Origin of the sequence: Sphaerisporangium sp. NPDC051011 (assembly GCF_040653595.1) — a bacterium.
Lineage (GTDB): Bacteria > Actinomycetota > Actinomycetes > Streptosporangiales > Streptosporangiaceae > Sphaerisporangium.
On sequence record NZ_JBFAGG010000005.1, the window covers coordinates 367,689 to 385,964 of the forward strand.

13 protein-coding genes are annotated in these 18,276 nt (G+C 72.3%); 5 read left to right on the forward strand and 8 right to left on the reverse strand.

The annotated features are described in order from the left end of the window. Positions 1-90: 90 nt before the first annotated feature. Positions 91-2,940 (reverse strand): glycosyl hydrolase, encoded by a 2,850-nt coding sequence (locus tag AB0H21_RS14455; RefSeq protein ID WP_358516251.1) that lies wholly within the window; start codon positions 2,938-2,940, stop codon positions 91-93. An 854-nt stretch (positions 2,941-3,794) separates the two neighbouring features. Here AB0H21_RS14455 and AB0H21_RS14460 point away from each other — a divergent pair. After that, positions 3,795-4,790, forward strand: coding sequence for a LacI family DNA-binding transcriptional regulator (locus AB0H21_RS14460; RefSeq protein ID WP_358516254.1), 996 nt, complete (start codon positions 3,795-3,797; stop codon positions 4,788-4,790). A gap of 16 nt (positions 4,791-4,806) precedes the next feature. Here AB0H21_RS14460 and AB0H21_RS14465 read toward each other — a convergent pair whose 3' ends face one another. From AB0H21_RS14465 to AB0H21_RS14485, 5 genes are all read right to left on the reverse strand, one after another. Next, positions 4,807-6,024 (reverse strand): hypothetical protein, encoded by a 1,218-nt coding sequence (locus AB0H21_RS14465; RefSeq protein ID WP_358516257.1) that lies wholly within the window; start codon positions 6,022-6,024, stop codon positions 4,807-4,809. 47 nt (positions 6,025-6,071) lie between these two features. Continuing rightward, positions 6,072-9,455, reverse strand: a complete 3,384-nt coding sequence (locus AB0H21_RS14470) for a DUF4153 domain-containing protein (RefSeq protein WP_358516260.1) — start codon at positions 9,453-9,455, stop codon at positions 6,072-6,074. After that, positions 9,452-10,135: a response regulator transcription factor gene (locus tag AB0H21_RS14475; RefSeq protein ID WP_358516263.1), complete on the reverse strand. Its 684-nt coding sequence runs from the start codon at positions 10,133-10,135 to the stop codon at positions 9,452-9,454. Before AB0H21_RS14475 ends, AB0H21_RS14470 begins: the two co-directional genes overlap by 4 nt. 203 nt (positions 10,136-10,338) lie before the next feature. After that, positions 10,339-11,991 carry a class I adenylate-forming enzyme family protein gene (locus tag AB0H21_RS14480; protein ID WP_358516266.1) on the reverse strand — a complete coding sequence of 551 codons (1,653 nt, stop codon included), beginning with the start codon at positions 11,989-11,991 and terminating at the stop codon, positions 10,339-10,341. Between the two features lie 142 nt (positions 11,992-12,133). Beyond that, positions 12,134-13,192 (reverse strand): helix-turn-helix domain-containing protein, encoded by a 1,059-nt coding sequence (locus AB0H21_RS14485; RefSeq protein ID WP_358516269.1) that lies wholly within the window; start codon positions 13,190-13,192, stop codon positions 12,134-12,136. 84 nt (positions 13,193-13,276) lie between these two features. Here AB0H21_RS14485 and AB0H21_RS14490 point away from each other — a divergent pair, with 84 nt between their 5' ends. The 3 genes from AB0H21_RS14490 (at position 13,277) to AB0H21_RS14500 (ending at position 16,178) form a co-directional block, all read left to right on the forward strand. Then, entirely contained in the window at positions 13,277-14,728 is a 1,452-nt protein-coding gene (locus tag AB0H21_RS14490) for a carotenoid oxygenase family protein (protein ID WP_358516272.1), read from the forward strand. Between the two features lie 169 nt (positions 14,729-14,897). Next, positions 14,898-15,848 (forward strand): LLM class F420-dependent oxidoreductase, encoded by a 951-nt coding sequence (locus AB0H21_RS14495; protein WP_358516275.1) that lies wholly within the window; start codon positions 14,898-14,900, stop codon positions 15,846-15,848. A 138-nt stretch (positions 15,849-15,986) separates the two neighbouring features. After that, complete coding sequence (locus tag AB0H21_RS14500) at positions 15,987-16,178, forward strand: hypothetical protein (RefSeq protein ID WP_358516278.1); 192 nt, start codon at positions 15,987-15,989, stop codon at positions 16,176-16,178. A gap of 45 nt (positions 16,179-16,223) precedes the next feature. On the opposite strand, the gene AB0H21_RS14505 is transcribed toward AB0H21_RS14500, so the two are convergent. Beyond that, on the reverse strand, positions 16,224-16,550 hold the full coding sequence (locus AB0H21_RS14505) for a DUF3817 domain-containing protein (protein WP_358516280.1): 327 nt from the start codon (positions 16,548-16,550) through the stop codon (positions 16,224-16,226). A 377-nt stretch (positions 16,551-16,927) separates the two neighbouring features. Next, positions 16,928-17,899, reverse strand: coding sequence for an SURF1 family protein (locus AB0H21_RS14510; RefSeq protein WP_358516283.1), 972 nt, complete (start codon positions 17,897-17,899; stop codon positions 16,928-16,930). A gap of 124 nt (positions 17,900-18,023) precedes the next feature. On the opposite strand from AB0H21_RS14510, the gene AB0H21_RS14515 reads away from it, so the two are divergent. Continuing rightward, complete coding sequence (locus tag AB0H21_RS14515) at positions 18,024-18,194, forward strand: hypothetical protein (protein WP_358516286.1); 171 nt, start codon at positions 18,024-18,026, stop codon at positions 18,192-18,194. The last annotated feature ends 82 nt before the right edge of the window (positions 18,195-18,276 follow it).

Below are 18,276 nucleotides of genomic sequence, written 5' to 3' on the forward strand. Positions count from 1 at the left end.
CCCGGACGGGCGTCCGGGCCGGGGCCGGGTACGGGCCGGGGCCGGGTACGGGCCGGGGCCGGCGGGAGGTCACGGCCCGTACGGTGTGTGTCAGCGGAAGGGAAGGGTGATCACCGAGCGGTTGCCGGTGCCGACCGAGGCCGGGTTGTTGCCGATCGCGCTCCACACCTCGACGCGCACGCGGCCGTTGCTCAGGTCACCGAGGGCGCCGGTCGCGGAGGACGGGCCCGTCCCCTGCGTGTAGTGCTCGAAGCCGGTGACCGGGTCGGTGGCGAAGTAGGGGTAGGTCTCGACGCGGTCGTAGGTGCCGTCTCCGGTGAGGTCGTAGGAGACGCGCACCTGGATGCCGTTGGCCACGGCGGCCCCCGAGTCGAGGAACAGGTCGAACGCCGTGGCGGCGCCGGTGTACGTCATGGTGAGGCCGCTCGCCGTGTAGGTCACGGGGTTGAACGGCGTGCCGTCGTGGTTGGTGCCGCCGGCCGAGGGGATGATGTCGGCCCCGGTCGCTCCGGCGGTGGCGGCGAGCCCTCCGCCGGTCTGCAGGTAGCGGGTCGGCGAGCCCGGCGGGGGCGTGACGGTCGGCGTCGGGGTGGGGGTGACCGTCGGCGTGGGCGTCGGGGTCGGCGTGGGCTCGGTGCCTCCCGCGCTGGTCGCCGTCGAGCCGGCCGGGACGTTCAGCGTGCGGCCGTCCGAGAACCTGACGGTTCGGGCGGCGGTGCCGAAGTTGTGCGCGACGTAGGTGCGCGTCCCGTTCTGGTTGAAGACGGCGGCCGTCGGGGTGTCGGCCGTGACCGCCGGGTCGACGAGGCCGAGCCGGGCCAGGTTGTAGATCCAGTGGTACGCGTGCGCCTTGGAGTCCCCGGACTCGGGGGTGTAGTTGTTCCAGCCGGCGTCCCAGTTCGCCTTGGCGGCGGCGGGGTCGCCGAGCGCGCGGTACTGCCAGATGATGTCGCGCCATTCCACGGCGGGCCCGCCGTTGTTGGCCTCCATCTCGGCCAGCCCGGCGCGCACCTTGGCCGGGTAGAGGCCCTGGTACAGGGAGCCGGCGGTGATCGGCAGGTAGTTGATGCCGTGGATCTCCTCGGGGTTGCCGGTCCACCAGGTGCCGTACGCGGCGCCTTCGCCCCAGATCATGCCCGCGGTGTCGTGGCCGTAGTTCGGCGGGAAGACCACGCCGTCCACGTCGAACCAGTACTGGGCGATCGTGGCGCTCTGGGTGGTGTACAGGTAGATGCCGAGGTCGCGCAGCGCGGTGTCACCGGTGGCGGCGCCGAGCAGCAGGGCTCCGGCGGCGAAGTTCATCGCCTCCGACGACGACTCCTCGTTGTTCCCGGCGGCGAAGCCCTGGTGGCCCGAGGCCCAGCCGTTGCCCGCGTACGGGTCGAAGTTGCGCAGGAACGGGAAGCGCGTGTCGCCACGGTCCCAGTTGTTGGCGTCCCGGGCGAGCAGCTTGGCCATGCCGCCCCACTGGCCGTCGGCGGCCCATGCCTTGTCGTAGCGCGCGACGGTGGCGGCGGCCATCAGGTAGTAGCCGTAGTGGAAGTGGTGGTCGTTGACCTCGGTGTCGCTGCCGTAGGAGGCCGGGTAGCCGGTGAGGATGCCCCATGAGGCGTCGTAGCGGAACTGCTCGCCGCCCGCCGTGAACCAGCTCTGCAGCTTGGTCTTGAGCAGCTCGATCAGCTTGTCGCGCGTGGCGTTGTCGCCGAGCTGCTCGGCGATGGGCACGAGCTGGGCCAGCCGCCCGAGGGCCTTGCCCGCCCAGTAGGTGTCGCCGGCGCCCTTGTACGGGTCGGCGGCGTTGGCCTCCTGGCGGACGAAGTCGAGCAGCCGGGCGCGGTCGTAGGCGCCGAGGTCGGGCAGCGAGGGCAGGACGCCGTGGAAGGTCTGCCGGGTGCTGAACGTGGCGCCCTCGCGCAGCTTCATCGTGCCGCGGGACGAGGCGTAGGTGTACGAGGTGAGCGCGTCGGTGGTGGCGAGCCACTGGTGCCGGTAGAGGGCGAGCAGCGTGCCGGTCTGCGTGCCCTCCTTGGCCGTGGTGGCGGCGGTGTAGGTGGTGGTCACCCGGGCGTTCGCCTCGTCGTAGGACCAGCTCACGGTGGTGCCGGTGACGAACGAGTAGGCGTACTTGGCGAACAGGTCGAGGGCGGCGCGGGAGGGCAGCGCGGCGACGGAGAAGTAGTTCTTGCCGCCGAGCGCGACGGTCGCCGTCGTCCCGTTGATCGCCCAGTCGGTGCCGGTCGGGGCGAACAGGGCGTAGTCGTGCCCGTTGACGGTCGCGCCGAGCACGTTGCCGCGGTCGGCCCAGATGGTGGGCGTGGCGACGAAGGCCACCTGGCCGTCGCCTCCCGTCGGGGTGGCGTAGACGTACGGCGAGCCGTGGCCGATCGTGGCGCGCAGCGTGCGCGCGCCGTCCGACCAGTAGGGGGTGACCGTCCAGTCGGACCAGCCGTCGACCTGGGTCCTCGGCGCGTTGAGGCCGGTCACGCCGAGGGTGAGGTCGCGGGCGTGGCTGTAGGCGTACTGCGTGGCCGAGCCGCCGGGCGTGGACGGGTAGCTGACCTCCAGCCCTCCCGCCACGGCGTGGAAGGCGAGGGGGTGGGCGTACATGTTCTCGGAATACGGATTGCCCGGGTACCTCTGGAAGGCCAGGGAGGACCACCAGTCGTTGGTCGGGACCTTGGCCGTGACGGCGGAGGTGATCTTGGGGGCGACCTGCGCGCCCGTGTTGTCGGCGGGGCCGGAGGCTCCGGCGGGCAGGTCGGTGGTGTAGCTGCCCGCGCCGACGGCGATCGTGGCGGCCTGGGCCGGCCCGGCGGTCACGGTGGTCAGAAGGCCGGCGAGGAGGGTGACGACGGCGAAGCCGGCGGTGCGGCGCCTGCGCGGGAGGCGGCCGGCGGCGGGACGGTTGGGCGTGGTGCCCGTGGAGACCTGGTTGATCATGCGGAGAGACTTTCGTCCTGGGGGGTGAACCGGCCCACGCCCGGGCGAGGGGGCGAAGACCGGCGGTGGTTCGTACGGCGGGCCTCGACACCGTTCAAGGCCCGCACGGCGGCGCGAACCGATTGTTCGCGGTGACGTAACGTGCGTGTAACGCTCTCAGCGCCGCTGACGCTATTTGCGTCAAGAGCCCCTGTCAACAGCGTGAAAATGTTTCTTGAAGATCACGAGAGCGCTCTCATCCTCCGCGACGGCACCGCTACGGGCAGGCGTCACACCAGTACCCTTTTCACCAGGCATGACAGCGGCAAAGCGGAGCGGAAAAGCCGCGAACAGCGCACGACGCACGAAGTCGGATCACTTTCCGTCACCGGCGGCCTCCAGGGCCCGCCCCGACCCCTTAGGGTTGTAGTCGGAGAGCGCTCTCCATTCGGCGGGCCGACCCGCCGGTCGAACGGCTATATTGGACTGGTGAAAAACATGATATGAGCACCGCCCAATTACCCGTTTCCGCGGCCGTCACGACCCGCGCCCGGCGAACACGGGCGGCGGGTACACACTTGGCGGCTCCTGGGCTCGTCCCCGGAGCGCGACTGTAAGGCCCGGCGACCCCGCGTTACGTCCGGGCGGCGATCCGGCCCGACACGGCCTGCCATGGGCGATCGTTTGGGCCCTACTGATAATTTCCAGTGGCACGATGGGGAGCGGCGGGTTTCGTTATCGTTCACTTCGGTCTCGAAACCCAGTGGCGGCTTCTCATATCGACAGATATCGACAGCGGCTGTGGCACCGGCCGACCATCCCGGGCGGCTGCCGCACCCACGACCTCCATCAGAGGAAAGACAGGGCTCTAGCGAATGAAACGACCAACCCTGGAGGCGGTCGCCGCACGCGCCGGCGTCTCCCGGGCGACCGTCTCGCGGGTCGTCAACGGCCAGTCGACTGTCACTCCGGAGATCCGGGAGACGGTGCTGCGCGCGGTGAGCGAACTGGGGTACGTCCCCAACTCCGCCGCCCGCAGCCTGGTCACCCAGCGCACCGACTCCATCGCGCTGGTCATCTCCGAGCCCGCAACGCGGGTCTTCTCCGACGACCGGCTGTTCTCGACGGTGATCCGCACGGTCAGCAGCGAGTTGGAGGCGGCCGACAAGCAGATCGTGCTGATGCTCGCGAGCGCCCCCCGCGGCCACGCGCGCGTGGAGCGTTACATTTCGGGCGGCCACGTCGACGGCGTGCTGCTGCTGTCCATGCACGGCGCCGACCCCCTGCCGGGCGCGCTGACCCGCATGGGCGTGCCGGTGGTGTCCTACGGCCGCCCGGCCGTGGCGGTCGAGATGCCCTATGTCGACAATGACAACGTTGGCGGCGCGTCGGCGGCCGTACGGCACCTGCTCGACAGCGGGAGGCGCCGGATCGCCACGATCGCGGGCCCGCAGGACATGATAGGAGGTCAGGACCGCCTGACCGGCTACCGCGAGGCCCTGCGCGACTCCGACCGCCGCTCGATCGTCGCCGTCGGCGACTTCACCCGCGCCTCGGGCATCTCCGCGATGCGCCAACTCCTGGAGGACGACCCCTCGCTCGACGCCGTGTTCGTCGCGAACGACGTCATGGCGATCGGCGCACTGCAGGTGCTGCGCCAGGCCGGGCGCCGCGTCCCGGACGACGTCGCGGTCGTGGGCTTCGACGACATCGAGGCCGTGCGCTACACCGACCCGCCGCTGACGACCGTGCGGCATCCGATCCCCGAGCAGGCCACCGCGATGGTGCGGCTGCTGCTGACTCCCCCGCAGGAGCGCGCGAGCGACCGCGTGATCCTGCCGAGCGAGCTGGTCGTCCGCGAGTCCGCCTGAGGGGCCGCCCGGGGGGTCACGACCGGTGGCCGAGCGCCCCCGGGATGCGGTTCAGCACGCTGTACGGCACGAGCCCGTAGGCGTGGAAGTCCACGGCGTCGCCGCCGGCCGCCTTCACCGCGCGGACCTTCGCGGCCAGCCTGTCCTCGGAGTCGGTGTCGGGACGGCCCGGGCGCAGCACGACCCGCAGCTCGCGGTCGTTGCCCACCGAACGACGGTACGCGCCGACGTCGTCGGCCACCCGCGCGGCGTCCCTGGCGTAGGCGAGCACGCCGAACGACGGGACGAGGTCGCCGAGCGCGACCAGGTCCACGCCGAGCTGCCAGGCGTCGTGCGCCGCGAGCCCCGCCGGGGGCAGCCCGTCGGCGTACCCCTTGACCTGGCCGGTGCCGTCCATGAAGGTCAGCCGCGAACCCTCGGCGGCCACGGCCGAGGAGACCTCGCTGACCAGGGAGGTCACGGTCTCGGAGCGGGCGCGGGCGTAGGCCACGACCTCCGGGCCCGCGTAGGCGGTGAGCGCCGCCCGCGTCACCTCGCCCTGCGCGGGAGGGTCGCCCTCCAGCACGCCGCCGATGATCCTCGCGCACTCCTCGCGCGCGACCTCCGCCTTCACGCCGAGGTCGGCGGCGCGCCGCATGCACCACGAGCAGAAGCACAGGCCGAGCAGGAACTCGTCCATGGGGCCGAGGGGGACGTACGACCGGTCCTGCCGGTAGCCCTGGGCGAACGTCCCGAAATGCAGGGACTCGGCCACCACGCTACGCACGCCCTGGCGCGCCACGGCCCGCGCCAGCGCCACCGCGTACAGGCGGACGTCTGGCTGGGCCGGGCACAGCGCGGCCGGGGACCCGCGCCCGCCGAAGCAGTCCTGGACGGTCAGGTCGAGGTTGGCCAGGCCCAGCGTGACGTTCTGCAGGAAGACGGCCAGGCCGTGCAGGACCATGCCGTGGTCCTCGGCGGCCTCACGCAGCGCGGCGAGCGGCTCGGCCTCCGCCCCCGGCTGCACGGGCGGCGCCAGGCGCAGGTTCGCGAACAGATCGTCCGGGAGCGGGAAGTGGACTCCGTCGGAGCGCAGGGTCACCCGGGAAGCGCCGTGCGGGGTGACGTCGCGGGCCGCGTGGTAGGCGGCGGCCACCGTGACCTCGCGCACGCCGTACTCGGCGATCCTGCCGAGGACGCGGCGGGCGCCCTCGTCCCGCACGTCCTCGACGAAGACGTGAACCGAACCCTCCACCGCTGCCGAGCCTTTCCGGGAGGCCGCCGTGCGCGACCGTGAGTGACCTACGTCCCAGGCGACCCTATATCTTCACAGGTAAGCAGCGACCGGTCCAGCAACGGACGGGCCCGCAGCAATTCGCGGGCCTGCGAGCGGGCCAGGTTCCAGCCGTTCCACGGGTCCGCGTGGCCGAACTTGCCGGGGGCGGACATCTCGGCCAGCAGGCAACTGCGCGCCGGCTCGGGCAGCCGGTCCACGGCGGGCACGGCCTCGGCGCCGAGGTCCCCGAGGTAGTCGACGTCGAGCCGGGAGACGCCCCGCTTGTCGATCTGGCTCTCGGCCACCCGCAGGTCGGGGTTCCAGGCCGCGAAGATCACCAGGGTCAGCGAGGTGACCAGCACCAGCGTACGGGGCAGCCACCCGGCCCCGCGCCGGGCCATGCGCAGAGCGCCGGCGGCGATGACCAGCGCGAACACCGCGCCCAGCCACCAGATCGCCGCGCCGACCGAGGCCCGTAGCCGCGACATGCCGTAGGCGTCGGTGTAGAGGCCGAGCCGGTGCAGGGCCGAGGCGAGAATGACCATCGTCAGCCCGCACAGCAGGCCGAGCAGCCCGGCCAGCACCCAGCGCTGACGGCCCGCGGGCGCGAGCACGCCCGCCGCCACGGCGACGATCGCCAGCACGAACACGCTGACCGTGACCAGCTCGAAGAAGCCCGACCGCGCGTACTCCGCGTAGGTCAGCCCGGCCGTCTCGACGACCTTGCGGTTGCCGCCGAACAGCGTCGTGATCTGCACGACCACGAACGCGACGAACAGCAGGTCCACCGCCACCAGCGGGGTGATCCACAGCGTGGGGGTCACCTTCCTGCGCCGGACGAGCACCTGGGGCTCCACCGTGGGCCGCAGCGCGACCAGCGCGGCGCCACCGACGAGCGCGACGAACAACCCGAACACCAGCAGGCGGAACGGCAGCGCGGGCACCCAGCCGGGGGCCGTGAACAGGCGCCCCACCAGCGACGAGAAGACCGCGTCCGCCGAGGCGAACAGCATGCCGAACACCAGCATCAGCACCAAGGCCAGGCCCAGCCCGGCGAACACGGGCCCCAGCCGCCGGTTCACCCCCTTGAACGGGGCCGCGAGGAACCACGGGAGCGGCGCGAGCGCCAGCAGCACCGACAGCCCTCCCCGGATCACGCCCAGCCAGCCCCGCCCGCCGCCGGACACGGCGAGCGCCGCCAACCCGAACCCCGCGAGCGTCATCGGGCCGACCAGCCAGCCGGCGTCGCGGAACAGCGCCACCGCGACCATCACGTACGCCAGCAGGCCGAACGCCAGCGTCCACGGGGTGATCCGCGCCCGCGCCCACGGCAGAACGGCCGCCCCGGCGGCGACGGCCACCAGGACGAACCCGAGACCCGGCCTGCTCCCCGGCAGCGCCACGGCGGCCAGCAGGCCCACCGCCGCGGCCAGTCCCGGCAGGGCGCGGGGCGTCCTCGGCAGGCGGGGGCGCGGCAGCAGCGGCGGCGGCACGTACACCTCGGCGGGGTCCCCGGGCTTGGGATCGGTGGCCTGAGAGCCGGCGTCTTTGTAGCCCAGAGAGGCGCCGAGCATCGTGCCACCGGCCGTGAACAGCACCATCGCCACGGGCCCGTAGAGGCCGCCGAAGAAGTAGCCGAGGAAGAACGCGACGCACAGCCCGACGACGAACCCGCACACCAGCCCCAGCAGCCCGCCCGCGTACGCCTTCTTCCAGGACACGGACGCCCCGAAGTCGGGGCCGGGGCCATCGAAGCGGCTCCCCGTCCGCGTCCCGGGGGCCGGGTACGGGGGCGAGCCGGGGCGCGGACCTGAGCCGGGCGCGGGGTACTGACCGGGCTCTGGATAGGGCCAGGGCGCCGCGGCCGGAGCGGGGTGGGGCCGGAGCAGGGTGTCCTGCGGGGCCGGTGCGGCGGGCAGGTGGGTCGGCGGCGGATGTCCGGCGAGGGACGACGCGGCGGCCCCCACAGGCTGAGGGACCACACCGGCCCCCTCGGCACCGGACACCGCGGCGAGCTCCGCAGGACGGGCAGGCGTTTCGGCACGTCCGGAACCCGAGGAGGCGGCCACGGGAACGGCACCGGCATGCGACCCGGAGACGGTGACCGGCTCGGAGGCGGCCACGGACTCGGACGCGGTGACTCGCTCGAAGGCGGTGACGGACTCGGGGACGGAGACCGTCTCGGGCGCCTCGGACCCCACGACCAGGCCGGCGGCACCCGCGACCAGCACGTCGTGCGCGCCGCCATGGCCCGTCGCGCGCGGACGCGCTTCGGCGGCTCCCGGCTGGGCGGAAGTGGCGGCGGGCGTGACAGGGACGCCTTCGGCCGGGGCGGAAGAGGCGAGGGGCTCGCGCGGCCCCTGTGTCGCGCGAGGGTCCTCGGGGGCAGGTAATGGACCGTCCGAATCGGTCATGGCGGTTGTCCTTCCGGGAAGGTCGACCACCATGTGGCAGCCGGCCGGCGTGTCGGCGACGCTGATCGAGCCGCCGTGCAGTTCGACGATCTCCTTCACGATGGCCAGCCCCAGCCCGGCCCCGCCCGCGTCCGCCGCCCGCGCGCTGTCCAGGCGGGAGAAGCGTTCGAACACTCGAGACCGCTCGGTCTCGGGGATCCCCGGCCCCTCGTCCACGACGCCAAGGCGCACCCCCGTGCCCTTGGGCCTTGCTTCGAGCCACACCCGCCCGCCGGACGGGCTGTGCCGGACGCCGTTGTCCAGCAGGTTGGCGAGCACCTGGGCGAGCAGCGCGGGGTCGGCGTGCACGGCGAGGCGCGGGGTCACCAGGCTGGACAGCGCCACGTCGTCGCGCATCAGGCTCGCCTCGCGGACGGCCTGGCCGCACAGCGCGGCCAGGTCCACGGGTTCGCGCTCGATCGACCGAGCGCCGGAGTCGAGGCGGGACAGGTCGAGGAGCTGGGCCACCAGCCGACCGAGCCGCTCGGTCTGGGCCAGCGCGGTGCTGAGGGTGTCGAGGTCGGGCGCGGAGACGCCGTCCACAAGGTTCTCCAGCACGGCCTGCAGGCCGGCGATCGGCGTGCGCAGCTCGTGGCTGACGTTGGCGACCAGCTCGCGGCGCTGCCGGTCCACCTCGGCGAGGTCGGCGGCCATGGCGTTGAAGGCGCGGGCCAGCTCGCCGACCTCGTCGCGGGAGGTGGCGGACACCCGCATCCCGTACCGGCCCTTGGCGATGGTCTGGGCGGCGGCGGCCATCTCGCGCAGCGGCCCGGTCATGCCGCGGCCGAGCAGCTGCACCATGCCGATGCTGAGCAGCGCGGCCAGCCCCATGCGCAGGGAGGCGTCCACGCCGAGCGCCCGGCCGTACTCGTTGATGGTGACCGCCGTGGCGACGGCCAGCAGGATGACCAGGCCGAGCTTGACCTTGATGCGGCCGAGGAAGTCCAGCGGCCTCATGGGCGAACCAGGGCGTAGCCGACGCCGTGCACGGTCCGGACGATGCCGGAGCCGAGCTTGCGGCGCAGGGCGCGCACGTGGCTGTCGACGGTCCGGGTGGCGGCGGCCTCGGAGAAGCCCCAGATGTCGGACAGGAGCCGTTCGCGCTCGAAGACGTGCCCGGGACGTTCGGCGAGCCGCCTCAGCAGGTCGAACTCGGTGCGGGTGAGCTGCGCCTCGGCCCCGCGCACGAAGACCCTGCGCTCGGCGGTGTTGATCTCGACGTCGCCGATGCGGATGACGGTGTCCTCGTGGGCGAGCTGCGCGGCCCGTTCGACCCTGCGCAGCAGGGCGTGGATCCTCGCGACCAGCTCGCGCATGCTGAACGGCTTGGTCAGGTAGTCGTCCGCGCCGACGCCGAGCCCGACGAGCAGGTCGGTCTCCTCGGCGAGGGCGGTGAGCATCAGCACCGGGACGGGCCGGGCGGCCTGCATGCGCCGGCACACCTCCAGCCCGTCCAGGCCGGGCAGCAGCCGGTCGAGGATGACCAGGTCCGGCTCGGCCCTCGCGTACATCGCCAGGGCCTCCTCCCCGTCGCCCGCGATGCGCACGTCGAATCCCTCGGCGCCCAGCCGGCTGCGCACGGCCAGCGCGATGGTCCTGTCGTCCTCGACCACGAGAATGCGTCGCTGGTCTGTCACGCGAAGAAGCCTAGGACGGGCCCGTGCAGACATGACGCGGCAAGATGTGCAGATCCCATGCAGGACTTGATCAGCTCACCTCGAGAACCATCCCCCGCGTGGTGCCAGGTGCATGGGGACCACCTGGTCACCGTCGGGCACGACGCCCGGCCCGGCAGCGGCGGCGGACCGACCGAGGTGTTGCCGTTGGCCGGCGGTCTGGATCAGAGGCGCTCGCGCAGGTCCCTCTTGAGGATCTTGCCGACGGCGTTGCGCGGCAGGGCCTCGACGAGTTCCAGGCGCTCGGGCAGCTTGTAGGAGGCCAGGCCCTTGTCCCGCAGGAAGTCGACCAGCGCGCCGAGGTCGACGTCGTCGCGCGCCACCACCAGCGCGCACACCCGCTCGCCGAGCACCTCGTCCGGGTACCCGATGACGGCGACCTCCACCACGGCGGGGTGGCCGCCCAGCAGCCCCTCCAGCTCGGCCGCCGAGATGTTGATTCCACCCCGGATGATCAGGTCCTTCGTACGGTCGACGTACCGCAGGTACCGCCCGCCGTCGCCGGCGATCTCGAAGACGTCCCCGGTGACGAGGTACCCCTCCTCGTCGAACGGGTCCGCCGTGGCCGTGCCGGGGAGGTACCCCGCGAAGACGGTCGGCCCGGACAGCCGCAGCTCGCCCGGACGCCCCGGCTCGGTGATCTCCTCGCCCGTGCCGGTGTCGACCAGCCGGACGCGGGTGGCGGCCATGGTGCCGGGCCAGGTGCCGCCCGGGACGCCGGGCCTCGGGAAGAAGCGGGCGCGCTCCTCGGGGTCGGGGATGGTCACCGGGTCGGACAGCAGCGCGATGCCCTCGTTGGAGCCGAAGAAGTTGATGATGGCGATGCCGTGCCGCTCCTGCCAGCCCCGCACCATCCACGGCGGCAGCGGCGCCGACCCCGACCCGATGCGCGTCAGCGAGGAGATGTCGTACCGCTCCAGCATCTCCGGCTTCTGCAGCAGCATGGTCAGCAGCGCGGGCGGGGCGAGGGTGTAGGTCACCCGCTCCTCGGTGATCTGGTCCAGGTAGACGAGCAGGTCGAACGGGTGGTGCTGGACGAGCACGAAGCCGGTGCGCAACCACGGCAGGAAGACGCCGCCGATGCCGGCCATGTTCACCATGGGGAACGGGTTCAGCACGACGTCGTCGCCGGTCAGCGAGGGGGCCGCCGTGGTGTTGGCCTCGACGGCGAACCAGTCGTAGTTGCAGCGCGGCACGCCCTTCGGTGTGGCCTCCGTGCCCGAGGTCCAGCAGATCGTCACGCAGTCGTTCGGGTCGGTCCGCAGCCCCTTGACGTGTGCCGTGAGCGCGGCCGGGTCGGCGGTGGCCGTCTCCAGGTCGCGCGCCGGGTCGCCCCAGGCCAGCACGAGCGGCGGCGCGGCGACCTCCAGCCTGCGGACGATCTCGGCGTTCTCGCGGTCGCCCACGCGGTCGGCGGTGACGAACACCTTGGGCGCGGCCAGGGTGATCACCTGCGTGAGCTCGTACTCGCGGTACTGCACGGGCAGAGGGGTGAGGACGGCGCCGATCCTGGCCGCGGCGAGGAACGTCACGGCCAGTTCGACGCTGTTCGGAAGCTGGACGGCCACCACGTCGCCCGCGGCGAGGCCGGTGTCCAGCAGGACCGCGGCGATCCTGTCGACCTCGGCGTCCAGCTCGGCCCAGGTGAGCCGCCGCGAGGCGCCGTCCATCAGGCTCGGCTTGTTGGGCGGGTCGACGATCGCGACGGCGTCCGGGCGCTCGCTCACCCGCTCACGGAACAGCCGGTCGACGGTGTCGTCCGTCCACCATCCGTCGGTGGTGTACCGCTCGACTCGCTGGTGCGGGTGCAGCCCCATCGCGACTCCCATCACAGGCTGGAGCGACCTTACGGAGCCGGACGCGGGCGGGTCAATGGCTCCGGCGAGATCTTCGTCCGGCGGACGGCCGGCGTCGCGCGCCAGTGCCTTTTCCCTTGGTTTCGGCGGGTTTTCCCGGCGCTCAGGCGAGATCCGGGTATGCGGACAGGTCGAAATGGACGTCTCGGCGTTCCAGCGCCTCGTGGCAGTGGCGGCAGAGCAGCACCGGGTTCAGGGCGGACCCGCAGGGCTTGTGGGTGATGTCCAGATCGGACCCGGGTGGGCCGGGCAGCTCGCGCTGCGCCCAGTGCACAAGGAAGGCGAAGACCTCGAAGTAGGCCAGGCCCCGCTCGGTGAGCCGGTAGTGGCGGCCGGCGTCGGCCTGGAGCACCCCGAGCTCGACGAACCGCTTCAGCCGGTCGGTGAGCACCGAGGGGGCGATGCCGAGCTCGCCCTGGAAGTCGACGAACCGCCGCACGCCGAGGAAGGCACCCGCGAGGACGCTCGTGCTCCACCGGTCGCCGAGGATCTCCAGCGAGAGGGGGCAGTTGCCGACGTAGTCCGTGCGGAAGTCGCCGCGCGCGTTGGTGCGGCGGTGCTGCCGGGGCAGGCCGACACGGGAGAACGTGGCGAGCGGGCCGCGCACGGTGTGGGTGTCGCGGGCCGTCATCGGCTTCCTGCAGCTTCCGCAGGCGATGTACGGACGGGCGTCGCGCCCGCAGCGGTCGTGGATCAGCGTCAGCAGGTCGGGCCGGTCGGCCCAGTCGCGCTCCCAGCTGTGGATGGCGACGAGGAACGACCACAGCTTGAGCCCGGGCTCCGTCAGCCTGTATTCGAGGCGGGTGCGGCCGTCGCGGTAGGCCTGCTGCGTGAAGATGCCGTACCTGACCAGTTCCTTCAGGCGGGACGCGAGGACGGACTCGGAGATGCCGAGGTGGTCGCGCCAGCCCGCGAACGTCCGGATGTGCAGCAGGAAGGCCCGCTGCAGGATCAGCAGCACCCAGCGGTCGCCGAGGATGGCCAGCGCGCGGCCGATGCCGCTGAGCCCGGCCGCCGGCTCCCCCGAGCCGCCGGGCCGGTCCGGGGAGTCGCCGAGGTCGGCGCCACCCGGGGACGCGTCGATCGTGCCGACGCCTTTCGTCGCCCATCCGGCCGCGGGTCGCCCCGTCCCGACACCGGCCGGTATTTCCTTAGCGTTCACTGCGTCCACTTTAAACATCACCGGTGAACGGTGCGCCACGGTCGCGCGTTGACGGGCTGACTTTCTTTATCGTAGCTTCCTGGAATGAGGGAACCTCCGATGGCGGTCGCGACGGTCATGGACCGCTCCGGCGAGCCGAATCCCTACCTCCTGGGTGTTTACGCGCCCGTGCACGAGGAGGTCACCGCCGAGGACCTGACCGTCGTCGGCGAGATCCCGCGCGACCTGAACGGCGTGTACCTGCGCAACGGGCCCAACGCGCGCCACCCCATGCGGGGCCGCTACCACTGGTTCGACGGCGACGGCATGGTCCACGCCATGCACTTCGAGAACGGCCGGGCGCGCTACCGCAACCGCTACATCCGCACCCGCGCCTTCGAGGCCGAGTCCGCCGCGGGCAGGTCCCTGTGGACGGGCGTCATGGAGAACGCCGCGGACAACCCGTTCGGCAACGGCCACGGGCTCAACCTGAAGGACTCCGCCAACACCGACCTGATCTTCCACCGCGGCAAGGTGCTCGCCACCTGGTACCTGTGCGGCTCGCCGTACGCGCTCGACCCGCTGTCGCTGGACACCATCGGGGCCGAGACGTTCCTCGACACGCTGACCGGCGACTTCATGGCCCACCCCAAGGTGGACGCGCGCACGGGCGAGATGTTCTGGTTCGACTACGGGCCGCGCCCGCCGTACCTGCGTTACGGGGTCGTGGGCGCCGGCGGCACGGTGGAGCACCTCGTCGAACTGGACCTGCCCGGCGCGCGGCTGCCGCACGACCTGGCGATCACCGAGAACCACGCCGTGCTGATGGACCTGCCGCTGTTCCAGGACCGCGACGCCGCCCGCGAGGGACGGTACAAGCTGACCTTCGACCGCGAGCTGCCCTCGCGCTTCGGTGTGATCCCGCGCCGCGGGCTCGCCGGCGACGTCCGCTGGTTCGAGGCCAAGCCCTGCTACATCTACCACGTGGTCAACGCCTGGGAGTCGGGGGACGAGATCACGATGGACGTGTGCCGGGTGGCGCGCCCGGCCCCGATGGGCGCGCGCGGCCCGTTGGCGCGCATGCTGTCGTACCTCAAGCTGGACGCGCGCATGTACCGCTACCGGTTCGATCTGCGCACCGGGATCACGTCCGAGGGGTACGTAGACGCGGAGCAGAACACCGAGTTCCCGTCCATCGACGCCCGCCTGACCGGATACCCCACGCGGTACGCCTACAACGTGTCCGTGAAGGACGCCGAGACCAACCTCTTCGACGGGCTGATCCGCTACGACAACGTCACCGGCGAGCGGCAGCGGTACGACTTCGGCGAGCACCGCTACGGCAGCGAGGCGCCCTTCGCGCCCCGCGACGGCGCGATCGGCGAGGACGACGGCTACCTCGTCACGTTCGTCACCGACGAGCGCGAGGGCGCCTCCGAGGTCCAGATCCTCTCCGCCGCCGACCTCACCGCCGGGCCGATCGCCCGCGTCCTGCTCCCCCGGCGCGTCCCGCTCGGCTTCCACGCCACCTGGGTCCGCGCGGACCAGCTCCGGTGAACAGGCCCGAGGGCCCGCGCGGCCGATTACGTCGCGAGCGGATCACGGCGCGCACTGGTGGGGAGCGTCCCTTATGGGGTTGACTGTGCGTCGGGCATGCGCGGGGTTGGCGAGGGCATGCCACACGGGGCACGACGCCTCCCGCGGCGTAGGGCAGGTGTGTTGAAAGATGAGGCTCAGCGTCTCCCTCGGGCTGTGGCAGGACCGGCCGGCGGACGAGGCGGTACGGACCGCGCAGATCGCGGACGAGCAGGGCTATCCCGAGGTGTGGGTCGGCGAGATGGCGACGTACGACGCGTTCGCGCTCGCCACGGCCATCGGCATGCGGACGCGCCGTATCGGGCTGACGGTCGGGCCGCTGGCGGTCAGCGTCCGCGACCCGATGATGATCGCGATGGGGGCCGCGTCGGTGGCCGGGCTCACCGGCAGGCCGGTGGACGTCGCGCTCGGCACCTCCAGCCCGGTGGTGGTCGAAGAGTGGCACGGGAGGTCCCGCGCGGGATCCGCCACGGCGCTGCGCGAGGCCGTCCAGGCGCTGCGGCCCCTGCTCGACGGGGAGAAGTCCGACTTCTCCGGTACGCGGGTCTCCAGTAAGGGATTCCGCCTGAGGCTGCCGGCCCCCCGCTCCAAGCTCAGCGTCGCGGCGTTCGGCCCGGCCGCGGTGGGCGCCGCCGCGCTCGCCGACCGCATGGTGCTCAACCTCCTCACCCCCGCCTCCGCCGCGCGGCTCATCACCGACCTGCGGCTCCTCTCCCCTACGACGCGCGTCGCCGCGTGGGTGGTCGCCGCCGTGGACCCGGACGCCGCCGCCATCGAGCAGATCCGGCGCGGGACGCTGCCCTACCTCGCCGCGCCCGGGTACGGGGAGATGTTCACCGAGTGCGGCTTCGGCGATCTGGTCGCCTACGCCCGCACCCGGCCGCATCCCCGCGACCTGCTCGCCGAGATCCCGGACGGGCTGCTCGAATCGGTCGCGCTCATCGGCGACTCGGTCGAGATCATGGACCGCCTCGACGCGTACGCGGAGGCGGGCGTGGACGAGGTGGCCCTGGTGCCGGTCAGCACCGACACCGACCCGTACGGCGAGGCCACCCTCAAGGCCCTCGCCGACCGCCCCTGACCTCGTTGCGGACGGCCCTGACCCCGCGCCGGCCGGGCCGCGACCTCGCGGAACTCGGTCCACGGCGCCGCTCGTTGTCGTGAAGACGCAGAATGGCGGTGGGGACCTCCCCCGCTCGGCGAAGAGAAAGGCCCGGCCATGTCGCCACTCGGAAAGTACTACATAGGGGCGGCGATCGCCTCCGTGCTCGCCCTGCTGATCGTCCCGTCCCCGATATCCTGGCTGGTCGTGCTCGCCGTGCTCGGCGGGCCGGTGGTGGCGTACTTCATGCTGGACGAGTCGCAGCGCGCCCGCCTGCGCCGCATCCGCCGCCGTCAGATCGGCCGCTGACCTCGACGAGGTCCCTGGCCGGCCCGGACGACCCGGCCGGCCGGGTCACGCGGTGGCGACGGCGGCCACCTGCTCCTGCACGCGCTGGGCGACCTTGCGCTCGATGAAGAACGACAGGAACGGAACGGTGCCCGCGAGCAGCACCCCGACGGTGTAGGGCCAGGACCAGCGTGCCTTCAGCCCCAGGTTGAGGGCCGACAGCAGATACACCGCGTACACGAAGCCGTGCACGGGGCTGACGATGGTGGCGGGCGTGGCGTTGTCGATCGGGCTGTACTTCACGACCATGGCGGCCACGAGGGCCAGCAGCATGCAGCCGACGATATAAGCCATCACCCGGAAGGGCTTGAGCGCGGATTCCACGACGATCATTACCTCGCTAGCTGAACGGTCCCCACACGATATCCCGCCCACCCGATGGTCCCCGCCCTGGGACACCACACCACCACGCCCCACCCGGCCACGGACCCGGCCGGCCACCACCACAGCGACGCGCTCGCCGATCCGTGACACCGCGCCCCTTCCGGACCTGCCCGCGGAAACCAGAGGCCCACCGACCCCGCCCAGTGCCTCCGCAGCGTGGGGGCGTGGTGCCCCTGAGCCGGGAGAGTGGGATCGTCGCAACACCTGTGTTCCTTGGGGATGCGATGGACTTCGAGATGCGGACGGCGCGGCGGGGGCCGGGGCGGCTGGTGCGTGAGCGCGCGGCGTTCATGGAGTTGTTCGCGCAAGGGGCCGCAAGCGGGACGTCAGGCCTGCGGGGTCACGTCCAGCGCCGGGGCCGGGGATTCGGATTCCGCCTTTTCCGGCCCTTCTACGGTTTCCGGCTTATCCGACTTTTCCGACTTGTCACGGTCGGCCCGCACCGCGTCGCGGACGAAGTGGAACCACATGAAGACGGCGAACGCGGCGAAGATCCACCACTGGGCCGCGTACGCGAGGTTCCGCCAGGTGAAGCCTCCCGAGACCGTCGGCCCCGGCACCTCCACCAGCCGCACTTCCTGCCCTCGCGCGGCCCCGCTCTGCGACTGCCCCTGCGCGGTCGCGTTCTCCGGTGTCCCGCTTTCCCCTGCGGCACCGCTCGGGGGTGTCTCCTGCGCGGTCGTGTCCTGAGCGGTCCCTCCCGGCGCCGGGCGGACCTGTTCGGTGGCGACCACGAAGCCGTCCTGGAGGCGTACGCCGCTCCACACGTTGATCAGCTCGGCCGTCGAGACCGTGGCCACCTGGCCCGGCGGCAGCGGCGCGGTGCGGCGCTTGGCGAAGTCGCTGGGCTCCGAGGGCTGGACGCGCCCGGTCACCCGTACGGGCCCCTCGGGGACGGCCACAGCCGGGTCCGTGGCCGAGGCGACCCAGCCGCGCACGATCGGCACCAGACGGCCGTCGGACACCTTCAGCGGGGTGAGCAGCCAGTAGCCGGAGTTCCCGCCCGCGCCGCCGCCGGTCTCCACCGTGGGCGCGCGCTCGGCCACCAGCAGTTGCCGCGAGGCGTCGAAGGACCCCTCCGCCGTCACCCGGTGGCTGAGCGCCTCCACGGGGACGCGCGCACCGGCCGGCAGCAGCGTGGACAGCGCCACGGGAGCCGGGTCCGTGATCGCGTGCGGCCTGCCGGACTCCTCGAAGACGCCGAGCTGCCATCGCCCGAGGAGGGTGAAGGAGATCAACACCCCGATCGTCACCAGGTGGAGTCCCACAAGGCGAGGCGAGAACAGCGTCCGAAACATACGCCCACGGTATCCGCCCCACCCCATGGTCCGGCTCCCGGACGCCTGGGGCGGGCGGTTCCCCGGTGAGCCTAACTGGCATAAACGGCGTCAAGCGTCGCGCCGGGTGGCTAAAGTCGTGCCCATGTCCGAACCTCAGATTGATCCTGCGGGGAACACCCAGCAGTTCAAGGCCTTCGCCCAGCGCCAGGAGCCGGAGCCGGCCGCGCCGCAGCGGTCCTACCTCGTGCCGGCCATCGCGATCGTCGCCGCCGTCATCGTCGTCGCCGTGGTCGTCTTCCTGGTCGTCCGCTAACCAGTCCAAAACGCTCAAAGGGTGCCAGCGCCGCCGGAGTCAACCGTCGGCGCTATGTCCCGTGTCCGCGAGCCCCCGCCGG

What these genes read in the sequence shown, in the direction of transcription:
- AB0H21_RS14515 (WP_358516286.1), top strand. Translation starts at nt 18,024, where the DNA reads ATGTCCGAACCTCAGATTGATCCTGCGGGGAACACCCAGCAGTTCAAG.
- AB0H21_RS14505 (WP_358516280.1), bottom strand. Translation starts at nt 16,550, where the DNA reads ATGATCGTCGTGGAATCCGCGCTCAAGCCCTTCCGGGTGATGGCTTAT.
- AB0H21_RS14480 (WP_358516266.1), bottom strand. Translation starts at nt 11,991, where the DNA reads ATGGGGCTGCACCCGCACCAGCGAGTCGAGCGGTACACCACCGACGGA.
- AB0H21_RS14495 (WP_358516275.1), top strand. Translation starts at nt 14,898, where the DNA reads ATGAGGCTCAGCGTCTCCCTCGGGCTGTGGCAGGACCGGCCGGCGGAC.
- AB0H21_RS14490 (WP_358516272.1), top strand. Translation starts at nt 13,277, where the DNA reads ATGAGGGAACCTCCGATGGCGGTCGCGACGGTCATGGACCGCTCCGGC.
- AB0H21_RS14510 (WP_358516283.1), bottom strand. Translation starts at nt 17,899, where the DNA reads ATGTTTCGGACGCTGTTCTCGCCTCGCCTTGTGGGACTCCACCTGGTG.
- AB0H21_RS14455 (WP_358516251.1), bottom strand. Translation starts at nt 2,940, where the DNA reads ATGATCAACCAGGTCTCCACGGGCACCACGCCCAACCGTCCCGCCGCC.
- AB0H21_RS14460 (WP_358516254.1), top strand. Translation starts at nt 3,795, where the DNA reads ATGAAACGACCAACCCTGGAGGCGGTCGCCGCACGCGCCGGCGTCTCC.
- AB0H21_RS14500 (WP_358516278.1), top strand. Translation starts at nt 15,987, where the DNA reads ATGTCGCCACTCGGAAAGTACTACATAGGGGCGGCGATCGCCTCCGTG.
- AB0H21_RS14470 (WP_358516260.1), bottom strand. Translation starts at nt 9,455, where the DNA reads ATGAGGCCGCTGGACTTCCTCGGCCGCATCAAGGTCAAGCTCGGCCTG.